14 protein-coding genes are annotated in these 19562 nt (G+C 71.9%); 11 read left to right on the top strand and 3 right to left on the bottom strand.

Annotation, left to right across the window (positions count from 1 at the left end; genetic code table 11):
- Positions 1 to 74: 74 nt before the first annotated feature.
- The 4 genes from ACGFY9_RS41865 (at position 75) to nudC (ending at position 9708) form a co-directional block, all read left to right on the top strand.
- Complete coding sequence (locus ACGFY9_RS41865; protein ID WP_393763310.1) at positions 75 to 3512, top strand: ATP-dependent helicase; 3438 nt, start codon at positions 75 to 77, stop codon at positions 3510 to 3512.
- 100 nt (positions 3513 to 3612) lie between these two features.
- Positions 3613 to 7185, top strand: a complete 3573-nt coding sequence (locus ACGFY9_RS41860) for a UvrD-helicase domain-containing protein (protein ID WP_393763308.1) — start codon at positions 3613 to 3615, stop codon at positions 7183 to 7185.
- Positions 7186 to 7195: 10 nt separating this feature from the next.
- Entirely contained in the window at positions 7196 to 8608 is a 1413-nt protein-coding gene (locus ACGFY9_RS41855) for a dipeptidase (RefSeq protein ID WP_393763307.1), read from the top strand.
- A gap of 155 nt (positions 8609 to 8763) precedes the next feature.
- Positions 8764 to 9708 carry an NAD(+) diphosphatase gene (nudC, locus tag ACGFY9_RS41850; RefSeq protein ID WP_393763305.1) on the top strand — a complete coding sequence of 315 codons (945 nt, stop codon included), beginning with the start codon at positions 8764 to 8766 and terminating at the stop codon, positions 9706 to 9708.
- 245 nt (positions 9709 to 9953) lie between these two features.
- Here the strand turns inward: nudC and ACGFY9_RS41845 are convergent, their stop codons facing one another.
- On the bottom strand, positions 9954 to 10211 hold the full coding sequence (locus tag ACGFY9_RS41845; protein ID WP_318018708.1) for a mycoredoxin: 258 nt from the start codon (positions 10209 to 10211) through the stop codon (positions 9954 to 9956).
- 87 nt (positions 10212 to 10298) lie between these two features.
- On the opposite strand from ACGFY9_RS41845, the gene ACGFY9_RS41840 reads away from it, so the two are divergent.
- From ACGFY9_RS41840 to ACGFY9_RS41820, 5 genes are all read left to right on the top strand, one after another.
- Complete coding sequence (locus tag ACGFY9_RS41840; protein WP_393763303.1) at positions 10299 to 12590, top strand: ATP-dependent DNA helicase UvrD2; 2292 nt, start codon at positions 10299 to 10301, stop codon at positions 12588 to 12590.
- Between the two features lie 168 nt (positions 12591 to 12758).
- Positions 12759 to 13076 carry a hypothetical protein gene (locus ACGFY9_RS41835; RefSeq protein WP_393763301.1) on the top strand — a complete coding sequence of 106 codons (318 nt, stop codon included), beginning with the start codon at positions 12759 to 12761 and terminating at the stop codon, positions 13074 to 13076.
- Between the two features lie 173 nt (positions 13077 to 13249).
- On the top strand, positions 13250 to 13618 hold the full coding sequence (locus ACGFY9_RS41830) for a WhiB family transcriptional regulator (RefSeq protein WP_019058340.1): 369 nt from the start codon (positions 13250 to 13252) through the stop codon (positions 13616 to 13618).
- Positions 13615 to 13941, top strand: coding sequence for a hypothetical protein (locus ACGFY9_RS41825; protein ID WP_366489738.1), 327 nt, complete (start codon positions 13615 to 13617; stop codon positions 13939 to 13941). Before ACGFY9_RS41830 ends, ACGFY9_RS41825 begins: the two co-directional genes overlap by 4 nt.
- 135 nt (positions 13942 to 14076) lie before the next feature.
- Positions 14077 to 14286 carry a hypothetical protein gene (locus tag ACGFY9_RS41820; RefSeq protein ID WP_393763298.1) on the top strand — a complete coding sequence of 70 codons (210 nt, stop codon included), beginning with the start codon at positions 14077 to 14079 and terminating at the stop codon, positions 14284 to 14286.
- A 49-nt stretch (positions 14287 to 14335) separates the two neighbouring features.
- On the opposite strand, the gene ACGFY9_RS41815 is transcribed toward ACGFY9_RS41820, so the two are convergent.
- Positions 14336 to 15733: an ABC1 kinase family protein gene (locus ACGFY9_RS41815; protein WP_393763296.1), complete on the bottom strand. Its 1398-nt coding sequence runs from the start codon at positions 15731 to 15733 to the stop codon at positions 14336 to 14338.
- Complete coding sequence (locus ACGFY9_RS41810) at positions 15726 to 16952, bottom strand: TOMM precursor leader peptide-binding protein (protein ID WP_393763294.1); 1227 nt, start codon at positions 16950 to 16952, stop codon at positions 15726 to 15728. Before ACGFY9_RS41810 ends, ACGFY9_RS41815 begins: the two co-directional genes overlap by 8 nt.
- A 217-nt stretch (positions 16953 to 17169) precedes the next feature.
- Here ACGFY9_RS41810 and ACGFY9_RS41805 point away from each other — a divergent pair, with 217 nt between their 5' ends.
- Complete coding sequence (locus ACGFY9_RS41805; RefSeq protein ID WP_328679205.1) at positions 17170 to 17766, top strand: M48 family metallopeptidase; 597 nt, start codon at positions 17170 to 17172, stop codon at positions 17764 to 17766.
- Positions 17767 to 17879: 113 nt separating this feature from the next.
- The gene (locus tag ACGFY9_RS41800; RefSeq protein ID WP_393763292.1) at positions 17880 to 19562 is read left to right on the top strand and encodes a TerD family protein; all 1683 of its coding nucleotides are present in this window, start codon (positions 17880 to 17882) and stop codon (positions 19560 to 19562) included.

Here is a 19562-nt window from a genome sequence, read left to right as displayed (position 1 = left end):
CCTCACCTCGCGGTCACCGCCCTCCACGCGCGGTGGTCAGGCAACCAGCACACCCACCAGGACCGGCGAACCACGTGAGCTCCTCTTCCTCCACCAGGCGCCTGTCGCACCCCCAGGTGCGACAGGGGAGCCGTGGCGCTTACCGACTGGTGCGTACCCCGCCGACCCGGCCGGCTCCCCCTCGTCTGGACGCGCCACAGCGCTCCGTGGTTGACCACGAGTCCGGTCCGCTGCTCGTCCTCGCAGGTCCGGGCACCGGCAAGACGACCACCCTCGTGGAGTCCGTCGCGGCACGGATCGCCCGGGGAGGTGACCCCGCGCGGATCCTCGTGCTGACGTTCAGCCGCAAGGCGGCCGTCGAGCTGCGCGACCGCATGGCGCCGCGCATCGGCGCCGCCCGCGCGCCCCGCGCGACCACCTTCCACTCGTTCTGCTACGCCTTGGTCCGCGCCCACCAGGACAGCGACCTGTTCGTCGAGCCGCTACGGCTGCTGTCCGGACCCGAACAGGACGTCGCCGTACGCGAACTGCTCGTCGGCCAGCCCGACCTGGAGCGCCTCGGTCTCGCCCACGTGCGCTGGCCGGACGAACTGCGGGCCTGCCTCACCACCCGCGGCTTCGCCGACGAGGTCCGCGCGGTCCTCGCCCGCAGCCGCGAACTGGGCCTGGGTCCGGACTCCCTGGACGCCTTCGCCCGCCGCATCGGCCGCCCCGACTGGCGTGCCGCCGCCGCGTTCCTCGCCGAGTACCTCGACGTACTCGACCTCCAAGGAGTGCTCGACTACGCGGAACTCGTCCACCGCGCGGTGCTCCTCGCACAGCGCCCCGAGGTCGCCGAGCGGCTCGCCGCGCAGTACGACGCCGTGTTCGTCGACGAGTACCAGGACACCGACCCGGCCCAGGTACGGCTGCTGCACGCTCTCGCCGGCGGCGGCCGTAACCTCGTCGCCTTCGGCGACCCCGACCAGTCGATCTACACGTTCCGGGGCGCCGACGTGAACGGCATCCTGGACTTCCCGAACGCCTTCCCGCGCGCGGACGGCGGTCCGGCCCCCGTAGAGGTGCTCCGGACCTCCCGCCGCTCAGGCGCCGCCCTGCTGACCGCCACCCGCCTGCTCACCCAGCGCATGCCCCTGACCAGGCTCCCGGCACAGAAGGTGCGCGCCCACCGCGAGTTGTCCCCGGTACGGGACGGCGGCCGCGTCGAGGTCTACACGTACCCGACCCCTGGCACGGAGCTGGACAACATCGCCGACGTCCTCCGCAGGGCACACCTGGAGGACGGCGTCCCCTGGCACGACATGGCCGTCCTGGTGCGCGCCGGCTCCCGGACCATCCCCACGATCCGACGCGCCCTCACAGCGGCCGGCGTCCCCCTGGACATCGACGGCGACGACCTGCCCCTGCGCCACGAACCGGCGGTGGCACCGCTGCTGACGGCACTGCGGGCGGTGGCGGCGGCGGAAGCATCAGTACGGCCCGAGGACGACACCGAAGCCGTACGAGCCGTAGGGGAGGGCGACGACGGAGAAGACGCTGGGTCGGAAGCCGGCGACGAACGGTCCGCGGCGGAAGCCGAGAACGAACAGGCCACGCCGGAAGCCGATCCCGAAGAGCCCGCTGCCTCCTCCTGGCTCGACACCGAGACCGCCCTCACCCTGCTCGCCTCCCCCCTCGCCGCCATGGACGCCGCCGACCTGCGCCGCCTGGGCCGGGCGCTGCGCGAGGAGGAGCGGGCCGGTGGCAACTCCGTGCCGCCGCCCTCCGACGAGCTGCTCACGCGGGCGCTCGCCGAGCCGGAGCGTCTGGTCGCTCACGACCCGACGTACGCGCGGGGAGCCCAGCGCCTGGGCGCGCTGCTGCGCAAGGCACGGGAGCGCCTGGCGGGCGGCGGTACGGCCGAGGAGGCGCTGTGGGACCTCTGGCAGGGCACACCGTGGCCCGGGCGCCTGGAGCGGGCCGCACTGCGCGGCGGTGCGGCCGGGCGCAACGCGGACCGCGACCTGGACGCGGTGTGCGCGCTGTTCGCGACCGCCGCCCGCGCGGAGGAGCGCACCGGGGGCCGGGGCGCCCTCAACTTCCTGGAGGAGATCGACGCCGAGGACATCGCCGCCGACACGCTCACACGGCGTGCCGTACGCCCCGACGCCGTACGCCTGATGACCGCACACCGCTCCAAGGGCCTGGAGTGGAACCTGGTCGTCGTAGCAGGCGTCCAGGAGGGCCTGTGGCCGGACCTGCGCCGACGCGGCTCCCTCCTGGAGGCCGACCGCATCGGCCGCGACGGACTCGCCGAACCGCTCACCCCGGGGGCCCTGCTCGCCGAGGAACGCCGCCTGTTCTACGTCGCCGCCACACGCGCGCGTGAACGCCTCGTCGTCACCGCCGTGAAGGCACCCGCGGACGACGGGGATCAGCCGTCCCGTTTCCTCACCGAACTCGGCGTCGAGCCCAAGGACGTCACCGGCCGCCCGCGCCGCCCGCTGTCGGTAGCCGCACTGGTCGCCGAGCTGCGCGCCACGACCGTCGACCCGCGCGTGTCCGAGACCCTCAGGGAGGCCGCCGCGCGCCGGCTGGCCCGGCTGGCCGCGCTCGCCGACGAGGAGGGCCGCGCGCTGGTCCCGTCCGCGCACCCGTACCGCTGGTGGGGCATGTACGACCCGACCGAGAGCAAGGTGCCGCTGCGCGACCGCGACCAGCCCGTCGTGCTCTCCGGCAGCGCCCTCGACCAGCTCGCCAACACCTGTGCCCTGCAATGGTTCCTGGGCCGCGAGGTGAAGGCCGACGCGCCCGCGACCGCCGCCCAGGGCTTCGGGAACGTGGTGCACGTCCTCGCCGACGAGGTCGCCTCCGGACGCACCCCCGCCGACCTCGACGCCCTCATGGAGCGCCTCGACACCGTGTGGAACGCGCTCGCCTTCGACGCGCCCTGGAAGTCGGCGCAGGAGAAGGACAACGCGCGCGTGGCGCTCGAACGCTTCCTGAAGTGGCACGTCGACTCCAACGGCGTCCGCCCCGGCCGTACGCCCGTCGCCAGCGAGCACGACTTCGACGTCACCCTCGAAGCGGGCGACTACGAAGTGCGCATCCGCGGTTCCATGGACCGCGTCGAGGCGGACGGCGAAGGACGCGCCTACGTCGTCGACTTCAAGACCGGCAAGCAGACGCCCACCGCCCGCGAGGTGGAGCTCCACCCTCAACTCGCCGTCTATCAACTCGCCGTCCAGGAAGGCGCCGTTGACGAGGCCTTCGACGGAGTGCGCCCCGAACCGGGCGGCGCCGAACTCGTCCAGCTGCGCCAGGGTGCCGCACAGCGGGACGGCGGCGAGACCCTGCCCAAGGTGCAGGCCCAGGAGCCCCTGGAGGGGGAGTGGGCCGGTGAACTGCTGGCCACGGCGGCGGGCAAGGTCCTCGACGAACGGTTCACGCCCACGGCCGGGCAGCACTGCGCGCACTGCGCGTTCCGGGCCTCGTGCAGCGCACGGCCCGAGGGACGACACGTCGTCGAGTAACTCGCGTGACGTATCGCACCACATGTGCTGACCTGCGCTTCTTCTGCCCCTGAGGGCGATTGGTCCTCGACTGTCAGTGGCCGCCGCTAGCCTCTCCGACATGCCCGCCCGTATCACCGATCCCGAGCAGCTCAAGGAGCTCCTCGGCATCCCCTTCACCCCGGAGCAGACGGCCTGCATCATCGCGCCGCCTGCCCCGCAGGTGATCGTGGCCGGAGCCGGGTCGGGCAAGACGACGGTCATGGCGGCCCGCGTGGTGTGGCTGGTCGGCACCGGCCAGGTCGCCCCCGAGCAGGTCCTCGGACTGACCTTCACCAACAAGGCCGCCGGTGAACTCGCCGAGCGCGTCCGCAAGGCGCTGATCAAGGCGGGCGTCACCGACCCCGACGTCATCGACCCGGACAACCCTCCGGGCGAGCCCGTGATCTCGACCTACCACGCCTTCGCGGGCCGCCTCCTGACCGACCACGGCCTGCGCATCGGACTCGAACCGACGGCCCGTCTGCTCGCCGACGCCACCCGCTTCCAGCTCGCCTCGCGCGTGCTGCGCGAGGCCCCAGGCCCCTACCCGGCGCTCACCCGCTCCTTCCCCGACCTCGTCAGCGACCTCCTCACCCTCGACGGCGAGCTGTCCGAACACCTCGTACGCCCCGAGGAGTTGCGCGCCTACGACGCCGAGCTGCTGCGCGCGTTGGAGGGCCGCAAGCTCAGCAACGCCGAGCTGCGCAAGGTCCCCGAGGCGGCCGCCGCACGGCGTGAACTCACCGAGCTGGTGAGCCGCTACCGGACCGCCAAGCGCGAGCGCGACCTGCTCGACTTCGGTGACCAGATCGCCCTCTCCGCGACCTTGGCCCGCACCCGCCCCGAGGTCGGTGACATCCTGCGCGACGAGTACCGGGTGGTGCTGCTCGACGAGTACCAGGACACCTCGGTCGCCCAACGCATCCTCCTGGCAGGCCTGTTCGGCGCCGGCACGGGCCACCCGGTGACCGCCGTCGGCGACCCCTGCCAGGCGATCTACGGCTGGCGCGGCGCGTCCGTCGCCAACCTCGACGACTTCCCGGAGCACTTCGCGCACGCCGACGGCCGCCTCGCCGCCCGCCAGTCGCTCAGCGAGAACCGCCGCAGCGGCGGCCGCCTCCTCGACCTCGCCAACAACCTCGCGGAACCCCTGCGCGCCATGCACGCGGGCGTGGAGGCCCTCCGCCCGGCCCCCGGCGCCGAGCGCGACGGCATGGTCCGCTGCGCGCTGCTGCCCACCCACACCGAGGAGATCGACTGGCTCGCCGAATCCATCGCCCACCTCGTACGGACCGGGAAGCCGCCCGGTGAGATCGCCGTCCTGTGCCGCACGGCCACCGACTTCGCCGAGATCCAGGGCGCCCTCGTCGCCCGCGACATCCCGGTCGAGGTGGTCGGGCTCTCCGGGCTGCTGCACCTGCCCGAGGTCGCCGACCTCGTCGCCGTCTGCGAAGTCCTCCAGGACCCCGGCGCCAACGCCTCCCTGGTCCGGCTGCTGACCGGCCCACGCTGGCGCATCGGCCCGCGCGACCTCGCCCTCCTGGGGCGGCGCGCCCGGCTCCTGGTGGCGCACACGCGCGTGGGGGACGACGAAGACCCCGACCGCCGACTCGCCGAGGCCGTCGAGGGGGTCGACCCCTCCGAGGTGATATCGCTCGCCGACGCCCTCGACACGTTCCTGGAGACACCCCTCTACGGCGCCGACCGCACCGGGGACGACGACGGGCTGCCCTTCTCACCGGACGCGCGCGTGCGCTTCGCCCACCTCGCCACCGAGCTGCGCGACCTGCGCCGATCCTTGTCCGACGCCCTGATGGACGTCCTGCACCGCGTCCTCGCCGTCACCGGCCTGGAGGTCGAACTGGCGGCGTCCCCGCACGCGTTGGCCGCCCGCCGCCGCGAGACCCTGTCGAACTTCCTGGACGTCGCCGCCTCCTTCGCCGCGGGCGACGGCGAGGCGAGCCTGCTCGCTTTCCTCGGCTTCCTGCGCACCGCCGCCCAGTACGAGAAGGGCCTAGACAACGCCCTGCCCGGCGGCGAGAACACCGTCAAGGTCCTCACCGCGCACAAGTCCAAGGGCCTGGAGTGGGACGTCGTGGCCGTCCCCGGCCTGGTCACCGGAACCTTCCCCAGCGGCCAGGGCCGCGAGAAATGGACCGCCCAGGGCAAGGTCCTGCCGCACGCGCTGCGCGGCGACACCGCCACCCTGCCCGACGTCGCGTCCTGGGACTCCAAGGGCCTGAGGTTCTTCCACGAGGCCATGAAGGACCACCAGCACACCGAGGAACTCCGCCTCGGCTACGTCACCTTCACCCGCCCCCGCTCCCTGCTGCTCGGCTCCGGCCACTGGTGGGGCCCCACCCAGAAGAAGCCCCGCGGCCCCTCCGACTTCCTCCAGGCCCTGTACGACCACTGCGCGGCCGGATACGGCGAGATCGAGGCCTGGGCGGACCAGCCCGAGGACGGCGCGGAGAACCCCGCTCTGCACACGGCCACCGCCGACCAGGCCTGGCCGCTGCCCCTGGACGACGCAGCGATGGCCCACCGCCACAAGGCCGCCAAGCTGGTCATGAACCACTTGGAGTACCTCGCCTCCCACGACGAGGGCCACCCCGCGGCCACGCATGACCCGAACGCCCACGACGACCCGGACTGGCCCCCACCACCGGAGGACGACGAACCTCCTTACGACGAGCCCCCCTTCGGGGAGCCTCCGTATGAGGAGTCCCTCCCCGAAACCGGGGCCGAAGCCGAAGACGCCCTCCCGGAGGACGACCCCGCCGACTGGGACGCCTGGACCACGGACCGCCCGACCGTCCCGCACCAGGCGACGGCCCCGCACGTCGCCGAGCACTCCAGTGCGCCAGGGGGCGCCCGCCCGCACCCCACGGAACCGCCCGGCACGCGCCTCACCCCCGAGGAGGCCCGCGCCATCGCCTCCTGGGACCGCGACCTCGACGCCCTCACCGGCGAACTCCTCCGCGCCCGCCGAGGAGTCACCGACGTCCCCCTGCCGGACTCGCTCACGGCCACCCAGTTGATGCTCCTGGCCGCCGACCCGGACGCCCTCGCGCAGGAACTCGCGCGCCCGCTGCCGCGCCCGCCGCAACCCGCCGCACGTCGGGGCACCCGCTTCCACGCCTGGGTGGAGTCACGCTACGAAGAGCTGACCCTGCCCATGCTGGAGCCGGACGAACTGCCCGGCAGCGAGGCCGAGATCGCCGACGAACGGGATCTGGAAGCCCTAAAGGAAGCCTTCGAACGCACCGAGTACGCCCGGCGCACGCCCTACCGCGTCGAGACCCCCTTCCAGCTCGCGATCGCCGGCCGCGTCGTACGGGGCCGTATCGACGCCGTCTACAGACAGGGCGACGGCGACGAAGCGACGTACGAGATCCTCGACTGGAAGACCAGCCGCACCCGTACCGCCGATCCGCTCCAGCTCGCGATCTACCGGCTGGCCTGGGCCGAGCGGCAGGGCGTGCCCCTGGAGGCGGTCACGGCCGCGTTCCTGTACGTGCGCGGCGGTGAGGTCGTACGCCCCGAGAACCTCCCGGACCGGGCCGCGCTGGAGCGGCTGCTGCTGGAGGAGCCGGGCGCGCAAGCAAACTGTGAGGAACCGCCCACCGAGGATGTCAGTGCGGGCCGATAGGCTCGTGACCATGAGCCACACCGTTGACAGTGCCGTCAGCGCGGTCCGCACGTACATCGAGCAGCACCGCGCAGCCTTCCTCGACGACCTCGCCGAATGGCTGCGCATCCCGTCCGTGTCGGCGCAGCCCGAGCACGTCTCCGATGTCCGGCGCAGCGCGGACTGGCTCGCCGCCACACTCAGGGAGACCGGCTTCCCCACCGTCGAGGTCTGGCCGACCCAGGGCGCCCCCGCCGTCTTCGCCGAGTGGCCCTCCGACGACCCCGAGGCACCCACGGTCCTCGTCTACGGCCATCACGACGTCCAGCCCGCCGCCCGCGAGGACGGCTGGGACAGCGAGCCCTTCGAGCCCGTCGTCCGCGAGAACCGCCTCTACGCGCGCGGGGCCGCCGACGACAAGGGCCAGGTGTTCTTCCACACACTCGGCGTCCGTGCCCACCTCGCCGCCACCGGCCGCACCGCCCCGGCCGTGCACCTGAAGCTGCTCGTCGAGGGCGAGGAGGAGTCCGGCTCCCCGCACTTCCGGGCGCTCGCCGAGGAGCACGCCGACCGGCTCGCAGCCGACGCCGTGATCGTCTCCGACACCGGCATGTGGTCCGAGGACACCCCCACGGTGTGCACCGGCATGCGCGGCCTCGCCGAGTGCGAGATCCGGCTGCTGGGCCCCGACCAGGACATCCACTCCGGTTCCTTCGGCGGCGCAGTGCCCAACCCGGCGACCGCCGCCGCACGCCTCGTCGCCGCGCTGCACGACGAGCACGCACGCGTGGCCGTCCCTGGCTTCTACGACGGCATCGCCGAACTCACCGACCAGGAGCGCGAACTCTTCGCCGAGCTGCCCTTCGACGAGAAGGAGTGGCTGCGCACCGCCAAGTCGCACGGCACCCACGGCGAGGCCGGACACACCACCCTGGAGCGCATCTGGGCCCGCCCGACCGCCGAGGTCAACGGCATCGGCGGCGGCTACCAGGGCCCCGGCAGCAAGACGATCATCCCGTCCTCGGCCATGGTGAAGCTCTCCTTCCGGCTGGTCGCAGGCCAGGACCCCGACCACATCGAGAAGGCCGTCCGAGCCTGGGCCGCCCAGCAGGTGCCCGACGGAATCCGGCCGGAGATCACGTTCAGCGCGGCCACGCGCCCGTGCCTGACGCCCCTGGACCACCCGGCCCTGCAGTCCGTCGTCCGCGCCATGGGCCGCGCCTTCGAGAAACCGGTCCTCTTCACCCGCGAGGGCGGCTCGGGACCGGCCGCCGACCTCCAGGAAGTCCTCGGGGCACCCGTCCTCTTCCTGGGCATCTCCGTCCCTTCAGACGGCTGGCACGCCCCGAACGAGAAGGTCGAGATCGACCTCCTCCTGAAGGGCGTCGAAACCACCGCCCACCTGTGGGGAGACCTCGCCGACACCTGGCGCCGCGCGCCCTGACGAACCCGCGCGACCGGAACGGCCACGCGCGCGAGGCACACTGGAAGAACCGCCCCGCACACCCCGTCCCCGCCGGACCCGGTCACCTCCTGCCGTACGTCCCGCTGAACCGCCCGCCGAAACAATCCGCATTGCCGGGGGAGTTGGAAGCACCCGTGACCACCTGGACCGACCACACAGCCGACCGACCCATCTCGCTCACCGCCCCGAGCGGCATCGACCGAGCCGCCCACCACCGGCTCGACGAGGCCTGGCTCGCCGCGGCGTGGAGCCACCCCACCACCCGTTGCTTCGTGGTCTCCGGCGGCCAGGTCCTCATCGACGAGACACCCGACGGCAACACCGAACTCGTCATGACCCCGTCCTTCGAGGCCCCGCTCACCGAGGCGCACCGCTACTTCCTGGGCACCGACGACGACGGCGTCAGCTACTTCGCCCTCCAGAAGGACGCCCTGCCCGGCCGTATCGACCAGTCGGCGCGGCCCGCGGGCCTCCGCGAGGCCGGCCTGCTGCTGTCACCCCGGGACGTGGGCCTCATGGTGCACGCGGTCGCCCTGGAGAACTGGCAGCGCCTGCACCGCTTCTGCTCCCGCTGCGGCGAGCGCACGGTGATCGCCGCGGCCGGCCACATCCGCCGCTGCCCGGCCTGCGGCGCGGAGCACTACCCGCGCACCGACCCCGCCGTGATCATGGCTGTCACCGACGAGGAGGACCGCATCCTGCTCGGCCGCCAGGTCCACTGGCCCGAGGGCCGCTTCTCGACGCTCGCCGGCTTCGTGGAGCCCGGCGAGTCCATCGAGCAGTCGGTGCGCCGCGAGGTCTTCGAGGAGGCCGGCATCACCGTCGGCCACGTCGAGTACGTCGCCAGCCAGCCCTGGCCCTTCCCGTCCAGCCTCATGCTGGGCTTCATGGCCCGCGCCACCTCGACCGACATCAACGTCGACGGCGACGAGATCCACGAAGCCCGCTGGTTCTCCCGCGAGGAACTGCGCGCGGCCTTCGAGTCCGAAGAGGTGCTGCCGCCGTACGGCATCTCCATCGCGGCCCGCCTGATCGAGCTCTGGTACGGCAAGCCGCTACCGACGCGGACCTTCGTCTGAGGCAACCGGGGGCGGATGACGGGGCGCTGATGAGTGGGGTGCGGATCCGTGACGGGTGTGGATCGCTCGCCGTAGATGATCCGGCTCGCCCGCGAGGACGCGCCGCCGGAAGACGTCACCTTCGTAGAGGCCCATTTCCTCGACGGCCCCTCACTCGCCGAAGGCACTCGTGAGGACGACGACGAAGAGGGCGGCCCCCGACATCAGGGGCCGCCCTCTTCGGAGCTGTGTGCGCCGACCGTCGTTCAGGCGCCGAGCGCCTGCTTCACCTGGGCAAGGCTCGGGTTCGTCATGACGACCTCGGAGCCGCCCTGGGAGGGAACCACCAGAACGGTGGGCACCGTCTGATTCCCGCCATTCGCCTTCTCGACGAACGCCGCCGAAGCCGGATCCTGCTCGATGTTGATCTCGTTGTACGCGATTCCCTCGCGGTCCATCTGGCTCTTCAGCCGACGGCAGTAACCGCACCACGTGGTGCTGTACATCGTCACAGTGCCCGACATTCTCTCGCGCTCCTCAACAGCTCGGGGGATGTGTCCTCGCAGTGAGGGAACGTACGCGACACGGCCGCAATTCCCACCAGGGGCGGCATGCGGCACGTGACGCCTGCCGCATTAGTACGACTGCGGGTGCCTCCCTGTGGACAACCGGCTCACCCGTCTCCGGCGACCTGGCAGCATGGCCGTGTGACAGCAGCAACGCACTCCTCCCTCTTCCCGCAGGTACCGGACTCGGCCGACGCGGTGCTCGAAGGACTCGACCCCGAGCAACGCGAGGTGGCCACCGCCCTGCGCGGTCCGGTGTGCGTGCTGGCGGGCGCCGGCACGGGCAAGACACGGGCGATCACCCACCGGATCGCCTACGGAGTGCGCGCCGGGGTCCTGCAGTCCTCCAGCGTGCTGGCCGTCACCTTCACCAACCGCGCCGCCGGTGAGATGCGCGGCCGACTGCGCCAGCTCGGCGCCACCGGAGTCCAGGCACGCACGTTCCACTCGGCCGCGCTGCGCCAGCTCCAGTACTTCTGGCCGAAAGCGATCGGCGGCAGCATGCCCCGGCTCGTCGACCGCAAGATCCAGCTCGTCGCCGACGCGGCGGCCGCCTGCCGCATCCGCCTCGACCGCGGCGAACTGCGGGACGTCACCGCCGAGATCGAGTGGTCCAAGGTCACCCAGACCGTGCCCTCCGACTACGCGGCCGCAGCGGCCAAGGCGGGCCGCGACGTCCCCCGTGCCCCCGCCGAGATCGCCCAGCTCTACGCCACCTACGAGGACGTCAAGCGCGACCGCGCGGTCATCGACTTCGAGGACGTCCTGCTGCTCACCGTCGCCGTCCTCCAGGACCGGGACGACATCGCCGAACAGGTCCGCTCGCAGTACCAGCACTTCGTGGTCGACGAGTACCAGGACGTCAGCCCGCTCCAGCAGCGCCTCCTGGAGCTGTGGCTGGGCGACCGCGACAGCCTGTGCGTCGTCGGCGACGCCAGCCAGACGATCTACTCCTTCACCGGAGCGACGCCGGACCACCTGCTCGACTTCCGCACCCGCCACCCCGGCGCCACCGTCGTCAAGCTGGTCCGCGACTACCGCTCCACACCCCAGGTCGTCCACCTCGCCAACGGCCTGCTCTCCCAGGCCCGCGGCCGGGCCGCCGACCACCGGCTGGAGCTGATCTCCCAGCGCGCCGCGGGCCCCGAGCCCGTCTACGCCGAGTACACCGACGAGCCCGCCGAGGCCGAGGGCGCCGCCCGCCGCATCCGCGACCTCATGGACGCGGGCGTCCCGGCGAGCGAGATCGCGATCCTGGTCCGCACGAACTCCCAGTCCGAGACCTACGAACAGGCCCTCGCCGACGCCGCAGTGCCCTACCAACTGCGCGGCGCCGAGCGGTTCTTCGACCGCCCCGAGGTCCGCAAGGCCGGCATCGCCCTGCGCGGCGCGGCCCGCTTCGGCGGCAACGACTCCCTCCTGGACGACGTCATCGACCTGCCCTCGCAGGTCCGTGCCGTCCTCTCCGGCGAGGGCTGGACCACCGAGCCCCCGGCTGGCTCCGGCGCCGTCAGAGAACGCTGGGAGTCGCTGGCGGCCCTGGTCAACCTCGCCCAGGACTTCGCCGCGGCGAAACCCGGAGCCACCCTCGCCGACCTGGTCGCCGAACTCGACGAGCGGGCCAACGCCCAGCACGCCCCGACCGTCCAGGGCGTCACCCTCGCCTCCCTGCACTCGGCCAAGGGCCTGGAGTGGGACGTCGTCTTCCTGGTCGGCGTCGCCGAGGGCATGATGCCCATCACGTACGCGAAGACCGACGAACAGATCGAGGAGGAGCGCCGCCTCCTCTACGTCGGCGTCACCCGTGCCAGAGAGCGGCTCCACGTCTCCTGGGCCCTCTCCCGCTCACCCGGCGGCCGCCCCAACCGCCGCCCCAGCCGCTTCCTGGACGGCCTGCGCCCCGGCTCGACCGGCGCCGTCGGCAGACCCGGCACGGTCGCCCCCGGAGGCATCGAGCGCGGCTTCACGGGCGACCCCAAGGCCGTGCCGCGCCGGACGCAGCGCACGGTGGCCCGCTGCCGGGTCTGCGGCCGCACCCTCACCGAGGCCGGTGAGATGAAGCTGATGCGCTGCGAGGACTGCCCCTCGGACATGGACGAGGGCCTCTACGAGCGGTTGCGCGAGTGGCGGGAGGTCCAGGCGCAGCGCAGCGGTCAGCCGGCCTTCTGCGTCTTCACCGACAAGACGCTGATGGCGATCGCCGAGACCGTCCCCGACGACGACGGCGAACTCGCGCGGATCCCCGGCGTCGGCGTCCGCAAGCTCAACCGCTACGGGGCCGATGTCCTGGCCATCTGCGGCGGTCAGGAGCCTGCGGAGGGTGTCGCGGAGGACTGATTCAAACTCGTCGAGAAAATAGTTTGCGCATGCCCCAGCAATCCCCATAGGTTCTTAGACACGGGAACAGGGGGCCTTCTCGAAGGCCCTGATTCCGTGCTGTACTTGCATATCCGTAGGACCGGTCTCACCCCCGGTCCCCCGAGACGCCGAGAGGAGGCGATTCCAGTGATCAGCATCAACACCAGCTCCGCCAGCACCGTGAAAATGACCGATCCCTCGGTCGTCTCCCTGTGCATGCTCGGCGTTTCGAACCTGGGCACCGGTCTGTCCGGCATTTCTGCCGCCCGTCCGGCCTCCGCCCTGTCTCTCGCGGTCCTTCCCGTCCGTGAGCGCAATGAGCGACCGACCAAGGCACTGGAAGCAGTAGGGGCACAGGCGCAGGCCTATGCCTTTGCACCCGGTGCCGGAAGCCGGAAGCAGACGACGCAGCACCACCAGATGTGGGCCTTCCGTGGGCCAGAACCCTGGAGTGATCCAGCCTGATCGATCAGGCCGGCGCCTTCAGGGCCGCGGAACCCCATCCGGGATCCGCGGCCCTTCTGTTTTCCCCGAACGGGGACGACGGAGCGAAGGGGCCTCGGGACAAGAAAAGAACCCGGTACCAAGCCGACAACCGGCCCAACAGGGCCGGACCGACCAGACGAGGAAGAACAACCGTGCAACTCGAAGCGCACGCCCCGTCCGTACCGCCTTCCGAAACGATCCCCCCGCCCGGCCTCACGGAGGACTCCACCTTGACTCCGCTCACTACGCTCACCGCGCTCGACGACGCCATCGAGAACCTGGGCGTGCCCGTCCCCTGCCGTTCCTACGACCCGGAGGTCTTCTTCGCCGAGTCGCCGGCAGATGTCGAGTACGCCAAGTCCCTCTGCCGCACCTGCCCGCTGATCGAGGCCTGCCTCGCCGGCGCCAAGGAGCGGCGTGAGCCCTGGGGTGTCTGGGGTGGCGAGCTCTTCGTCCAGGGTGTCGTCGTGGCCCGCAAGCGGCCGCGTGGCCGTCCGCGCAAGAACCCGGTCACGGCATGAACATCTTCGGAACGATCGACCGCCCCCTCACGCACGACCCCAAGAAGCAGGCCCCGATGAAGCCGTCCACTCCCAGCGAGCCCGCGGGCTCCGCGATCCCAGACTTCACCACCCCGGGTGCGACCGAGTCGCGCCAGAACAGGACCCGAGAGATGCAACTCATCCCAGAAGCTCTGGCTCGTGCGCATATGCACGAGCGCCTGCACGAGGCCGAGCGGGAACGCCGGGCCGTGCGCCTGGTGACCGCCCGCCGGATGCAGCGCAGGGCCGAGCGCGCCTCGATGCGCGCCCGCCGTGCGCTCGCCATGGCCGTCATGCAGTAACCGATCACACCTGAAGCGGTGGCCTTCCGATCTCCGGAGGCGAAAGCTCTCCCCGCGGGGCCGGTCCGTCCGAACGGACCGGCCCCGCGGTGCGTTCCGCCCGCCGATCCCCGGCCGCGGAGATATCGTCGGCGCGTGACGAGTCTTCCCGGAGGCAGTGACACCGGAGCCTTCACCGCGGAGCCCCAACCCCTCGTGTGCGCCCGCTGCGGCACCAGGTCCGAAGGCCCGCAGCCCACCTGGACCTGCTCCGTGGAGAACGGAACCCGGCACTACTTCTGTGACCTCTGTGCCCGGGAGAACCTCAGGGCGATCGAGGGACGGCTGGACTCGGCCTGGTGGTAGGCCGCACGCGCGCCGTCAGCGGCCCGGCTCGCGCCACCCGCGGCTAGGCTCACGCCTCCGCCGCGGGATCCTCCTCGTCCAGATACTCCTCATACTCCTCGTACGCGTCCGGGTCCTCCGGTACGAACCCCGGCAGCCACTCCTCCAGCTCATCGCGCAGCCGAACCGTCGCACCCAACTGGCACAGGACGCCGATTGTGCTCAATGTCACCCGGTGTATCAGGAGGTACGCCGGGGGCAGGTTGAGCTGCTTGCCCAACTGGTGGGCGGGGGAGCGGGGGTCGGCGATACGGGCCGCCTGGCTGCGCATCCAGCCGCGGCTGAAGGTGAACGCGTCGACCTGGGCCGGCTCGATGATCGGCACGAGGTAGTCGAGTACGGCGTCGGGGTCCAGCTCTATCGACTCCTTGACGAAGCCTTCCGTGCGCAGCAGTTCGTAGACCGCCTCGGCGTCGCCGTCGAGCGTCATGCGCAGGGAGTCGCCGATGGGCGTCGGCAGACCGCCGGGGAGGCGGTCGACCGTGCCGAAGTCCAGGACACCCAGCCGCCAGTCGCCCTTGCCGTCCGGATCGGCGGGCAGCAGACGGAAGTTGCCCGGATGCGGGTCCGCGTGGAGGAGACCGGTGCGGGCCGGGCCGGAGAAGAGGAAGCGGGCCAGGAGCTGGCCAGCCCGGTCGCGCTGCTCCTGGGTGCCGTCGGCGATCACCTCCGACAGCGGGATCCCGTCGATCCACTCCGTGACCAGGACCTGGTCGCACTGGTGGACCACGGCGGGTACCACGACGTCCGGGTCGCCCTCGAACTCCTCCGCGTGCGCCTGCTGGGCCTGCGCCTCCAGGCCGTAGTCGAGCTCCTCGGAGACACGGTCGCGGAGCTCGGCGATGAGGGGCTTGATGTCCATCCCGGGGATGAGCGGGCCCAACAGGCGGGCGAATCGGCTCAGTTGGGTCAAGTCGGACAGGAGGGCCTCGCCGGCGCCGGGGTACTGCACCTTGACCGCGACCTCGCGGCCGTCGTGCCACACCGCCCGGTGCACCTGGCCGATCGACGCGGCCGCCGCGGGCTTGTCCTCGAACTCCAGGAACAGCTCCCGCCAGTCCTCGCCGAGCCGCTCCGTCAGCACACCGTGCACGGTGCGCGTCGGCATCGGCGGTGCCGCCTCCTGGAGCTTGGTCAGTGCGGCACGGTAGGGACCGGCCACCTCCTCGGGCAGCGCGGACTCGAAGACGGACAGCGCCTGCCCGAACTTCATCGCACCGCCCTTGAGCTCGCCGAGCACCTTGAACAGCTGCTCCGCCGTGCGCTGTTGCAGCTCGCGGCCGACGATCTCCGCGGACTCGCCCACGATCCGTTTCCCGAGCCCCCACGTCGCTCTCCCGGCGAAGCCGAGCGGGAGCGCGGCGAGCTTGGCGGTGCGGGTGACCGCCTTGCGGGGAAGATCAGACATGCGCCCTCCAAGTCCCGGCCGGCCGGGCCGAGTCTGCCTTACGGCGCACATCCCTCGACGGCCGGTCCCCTGTCATTGTCGCGTGTCGATCCTCGTCCGTAGAGGTGTGTCCCTCCTTACCTTTCTTCGTACCCTTCTCCGCGGCTCCGCACGGGCAGCCGGAATGCGCCCAGACCGGTCGCGCGTGCCAGTGCAGACCGGGCAGCGAGACCTCCCACCGCGCGCCCGCGCTCGACGGCGACCGCCCGTCCAGGAAGGCGAGCGCGTGCGCGGCCGCCAGCCCGGCGACGGTCGTGGCCAGCGTCAGATCGCAGGGCCGCACCTGCGGCTGCCTGCCGGAGCGCCACTGCGCGACCAGACGCGGCCAGGTCGGATCACGGTCGGTGCGCGCGTGGTGCAGACAACCCGCGCAGGACGTCTCGCCGGGCAGGACCAGCGGGCCCACGACTCCCGTGCCCTCCACGACACCGGCGTACAGGTGGGGGGTCCCCGAGACGATCAGACCGGTGGCGGCGGCCGGGTCGGGCGCATGGACGGCGACGTCGTCCCGTGGGGCGAGGATCACCAGGGAGAAACCAGGGTCGCTCTCCTCCGACGCGGCCTGCGAGGTCCGGCGGGGCGGGCGGTCCGGTGCCGCCCGGCGTACCGCGCGGCGCGCCGCCTCGTCCCGGCGCTCGCCGACCGCCTCCGCGGGCAGCCCGCCAGGAGCGACGTCCCAGGGCTCGGTGCGACCGCCGTCGCGCACGTCGACCTCGCCGATCCCCGCGCCCGACAACAGCGCGGCCAGCACCGCGCCCACCCGGCCCGCGCCTCTCACCTGTACCCGCAGTTCGCGGCGAGCCGCCAGACGGCCCATCGACTCGCCCGGCTCGCCGGTGATCAGGGAGAGCGAGGCGAGGTCCGGGCGCAGCCGGTCGAGGACGTCCTTCTTCGCGCGGAGGGCATCGGCCGCGGGCCCGCCGCCCTTCGCGTCGTCGAGCAGTCCCGCACGCGTCAGCCCCTCCACCAAGTGGTCCACCTGGCCCTCGGGCAGATCCATCCGCTCGCCCTCCTCGCGCAGGAGCGGCAGTCCGCGGGTGCCGTTGAGCAGGTCCAGGAAACTGCTCGTCGCGGTGTCCATCGGGCCCAAAGTCATCGCGTGCGCCGGTGTCATCCCGAACTGCACGGTGTGGAGATCGCGCCAGCCGCGCCGCAGCGCGGGCTTCACCATCGGATGCATGACAGGCCCCCGTAGCCCTAGAAGTACGTCCCGTGTGCCGACGGAACCGGTCGGTGCTCCGCCTGCGATGCCAGCCTGCCCGGCCCGGGCGTCGGGTGCAGAAAGTTGTCCACAGGCTGTGGGATTCGTCGTACAAATCAAATGCTTGGTGGCGGATCGATACCGAAACCGCCCCGGAGTCGGGACTTCCCGCGTGTGCAGAGGGTAACGTCGTGGCGTGCCCGCCGACCCACTGCACAGCGCCGGAAAACCACAGCGCAGTACGACGAGCCAGCCGCCAAGCGGCTCGGGGGCGAGCGCGATCGAGGTCCGCAGGAGTGCGCGTCGGCGCAGAACGGTCTCCGCGTACCGCGAGGGCGATCGCACCGTCGTGCTCATCCCCGCCCGCATGTCCGAGGCGGAGGAGAAGCGCTGGGTCACCGTCATGCTCGACAAGCTGGCCGCCCAGGAGAGCAAACGCGTGCTCGGTGACGCCGAGCTGTCCGAGCGCGCCGAGCGGCTGTCGGCCCAGTACTTCGACGGCCGCGCCCGGCCCACCTCCGTGCGCTGGGTGACCAACCAGAACACGCGCTGGGGCTCCTGCACGCCCTCCGAGGGCAGCATCCGGCTCTCGCACCGGCTGCAGGGCATGCCCGAGTACGTCGTCGACTACGTGCTGCTGCACGAGCTGGCGCATCTCCTGGTGCCCGGACACGGGCCGCGTTTCTGGCGGCTCCTTGAGGCGTATCCGCGCACCGAGCGGGCCAAGGGCTACCTCGAAGGTGTGGTCGCGGCTGAGCGGCTGCCCCATCCCCCGGGCGCCCGCGACGAGTGAGGCCCTCTTGTGGGGGATTGTGTACCGGGTCTGTACCGACTTCCTCCGGTGTCAGTGATTGCCGTTAGCCTGGCGCGACTCACTTGCATCGGGATGGGGGACGGTCGTTACGCATGGCCAGGGAATTCCAACGCGGCCACAAGGCCAAGATCAGTGACCTCACCGCGGGCACGGATCTGTACGTAGGTGTGCAGATCACGGGCCCCGGACTGACGTTCGACATCAGCTGCTTCGGCCTCGACGCCGAGGAGCGGCTCTCGGACGACCGGTACTTCGTGTTCTTCAACCAGCCGAAGTCCCCCGAGGAGTCCATCCAGCTCCTGGGTGCCCAGGCGGGCGACTCGGAGTCCTTCCGGGTCACGCTCGACAAGATCCCGCCGCAGATCCACAAGCTGGCGTTCACGGCGACGCTCGACGGTGCCGGGCAGATGTCGCAGATCGCCCCCGGCTACGTCCGGATCGTCGCGGGCGGCGAGGAGGTGGCCCGCTACTCGTTCAACGGTTCGGAGTTCACCACCGAGCGGGCCGTGATGCTGGGTGACTTCTACCTGAAGGACGTCTGGCGGTTCGCGGCCGTCGGCCAGGGCTTCGACGGTGGCCTGGAAGCGTTGCTGAAGAACTTCGGCGGCGAGGTCGCCGAGGAGGAGACGCCCGAGCCGCAGCAGGCGCAGCCCGCGCCGCCGCAGTCCGGTGCCGTTCCTGGCTTCGCTCCGCCCGCGTTCGGCGCCCCTGCGGCCCCGGCACCCGCCCCGGCCCCCCAGCCCGTCGCGCAGGGGTACGCACCCCCGCCGGCGCCCGCGCCCTCCGTGCATGCCGCGCCGACCATCATCGCGCCCATGACCCCGCCCGGGGCGGGCACCGTGCCGCCCCCGGGTCCCGTGCCCGCGCCCTACGGCCAGCCGCAGGCGCCGTACGGACAGCAGGCCCCCGGCCAGACCCCGCCTCCGCCGCCCGGCTACGCGCAGCCCCAGGCTCCGCACGCGCCGGGCCCGCCGCCCGGCTACGGTCAGCCGACTCCGCCCCCTGGCTACGGCCAGCCGCCCGCGCCTCCTGGGTACGGGCAGCAGCCGCCCGCTTTCGGGCAGGTCCCGGGGCAGGCAGCCGCCTACGGAGTGCCGTCGGGTTCTCCTCAGGGCGCCGGTGTGTCGGCCGCGCTGGAGAAGTTCAAGGAGACGCCCACCGGGCAGCGCTGGACGCAGCAGAACAAGAAGCTCATCCGCGTCGACCTCGGCATCGGCGGCCAGCCCGTGCTGGCCCGCCAGGGCAGCATGGTGCTCTACCAGGGCAAGGTCGACTTCGGCTACAAGGGCGCCGGATTCGCCGGACGGATCGTGGGCAACGCGACCGGCCAGGAGATGCAGCTGATGCGCTGCACCGGCCAGGGCCAGGTGTTCCTCGCCGAGAACTCCACCCACCTGCACCCCGTCGAGCTCCAGGGGGACGCGATCTGCGTCTCCGCCGAGAACGTCCTCGCCTTCGACGAGAGCCTCCAGTACGAGGTCCGGCGCATCGAGGGACACGGCATCCCCGGGGGCGCGCTGTTCACGATGCAGTTCCAGGGGACCGGCACCATCGTCGTGAAGACCCACGGCTCGCCCGTGGTGCTGCCGGTCACGCCGACCACGTTCGCCGACTGCAACGCGGTCGTCGCCTGGTCCGCGGCCGCCCAGGTGATCGTCTCCAGCCAGGTCCGGATGCGCCGCAACGCCTATCCGGGCGACACCGGGGAGAGCGTCAACCTGCAGTTCCGGGCCGCCCCCGGAAACTTCATCGTCGTCCAGCCGTACGAGGTCTGA

The sequence above is a fragment of the Streptomyces sp. NPDC048504 genome, from assembly GCF_043200035.1.
In the GTDB taxonomy this organism is placed as follows: Bacteria; Actinomycetota; Actinomycetes; order Streptomycetales; family Streptomycetaceae; genus Streptomyces.
The sequence above is the reverse complement of the archived record's forward strand: the minus strand, read 5'-3'. Positions and strand labels throughout refer to the sequence as shown.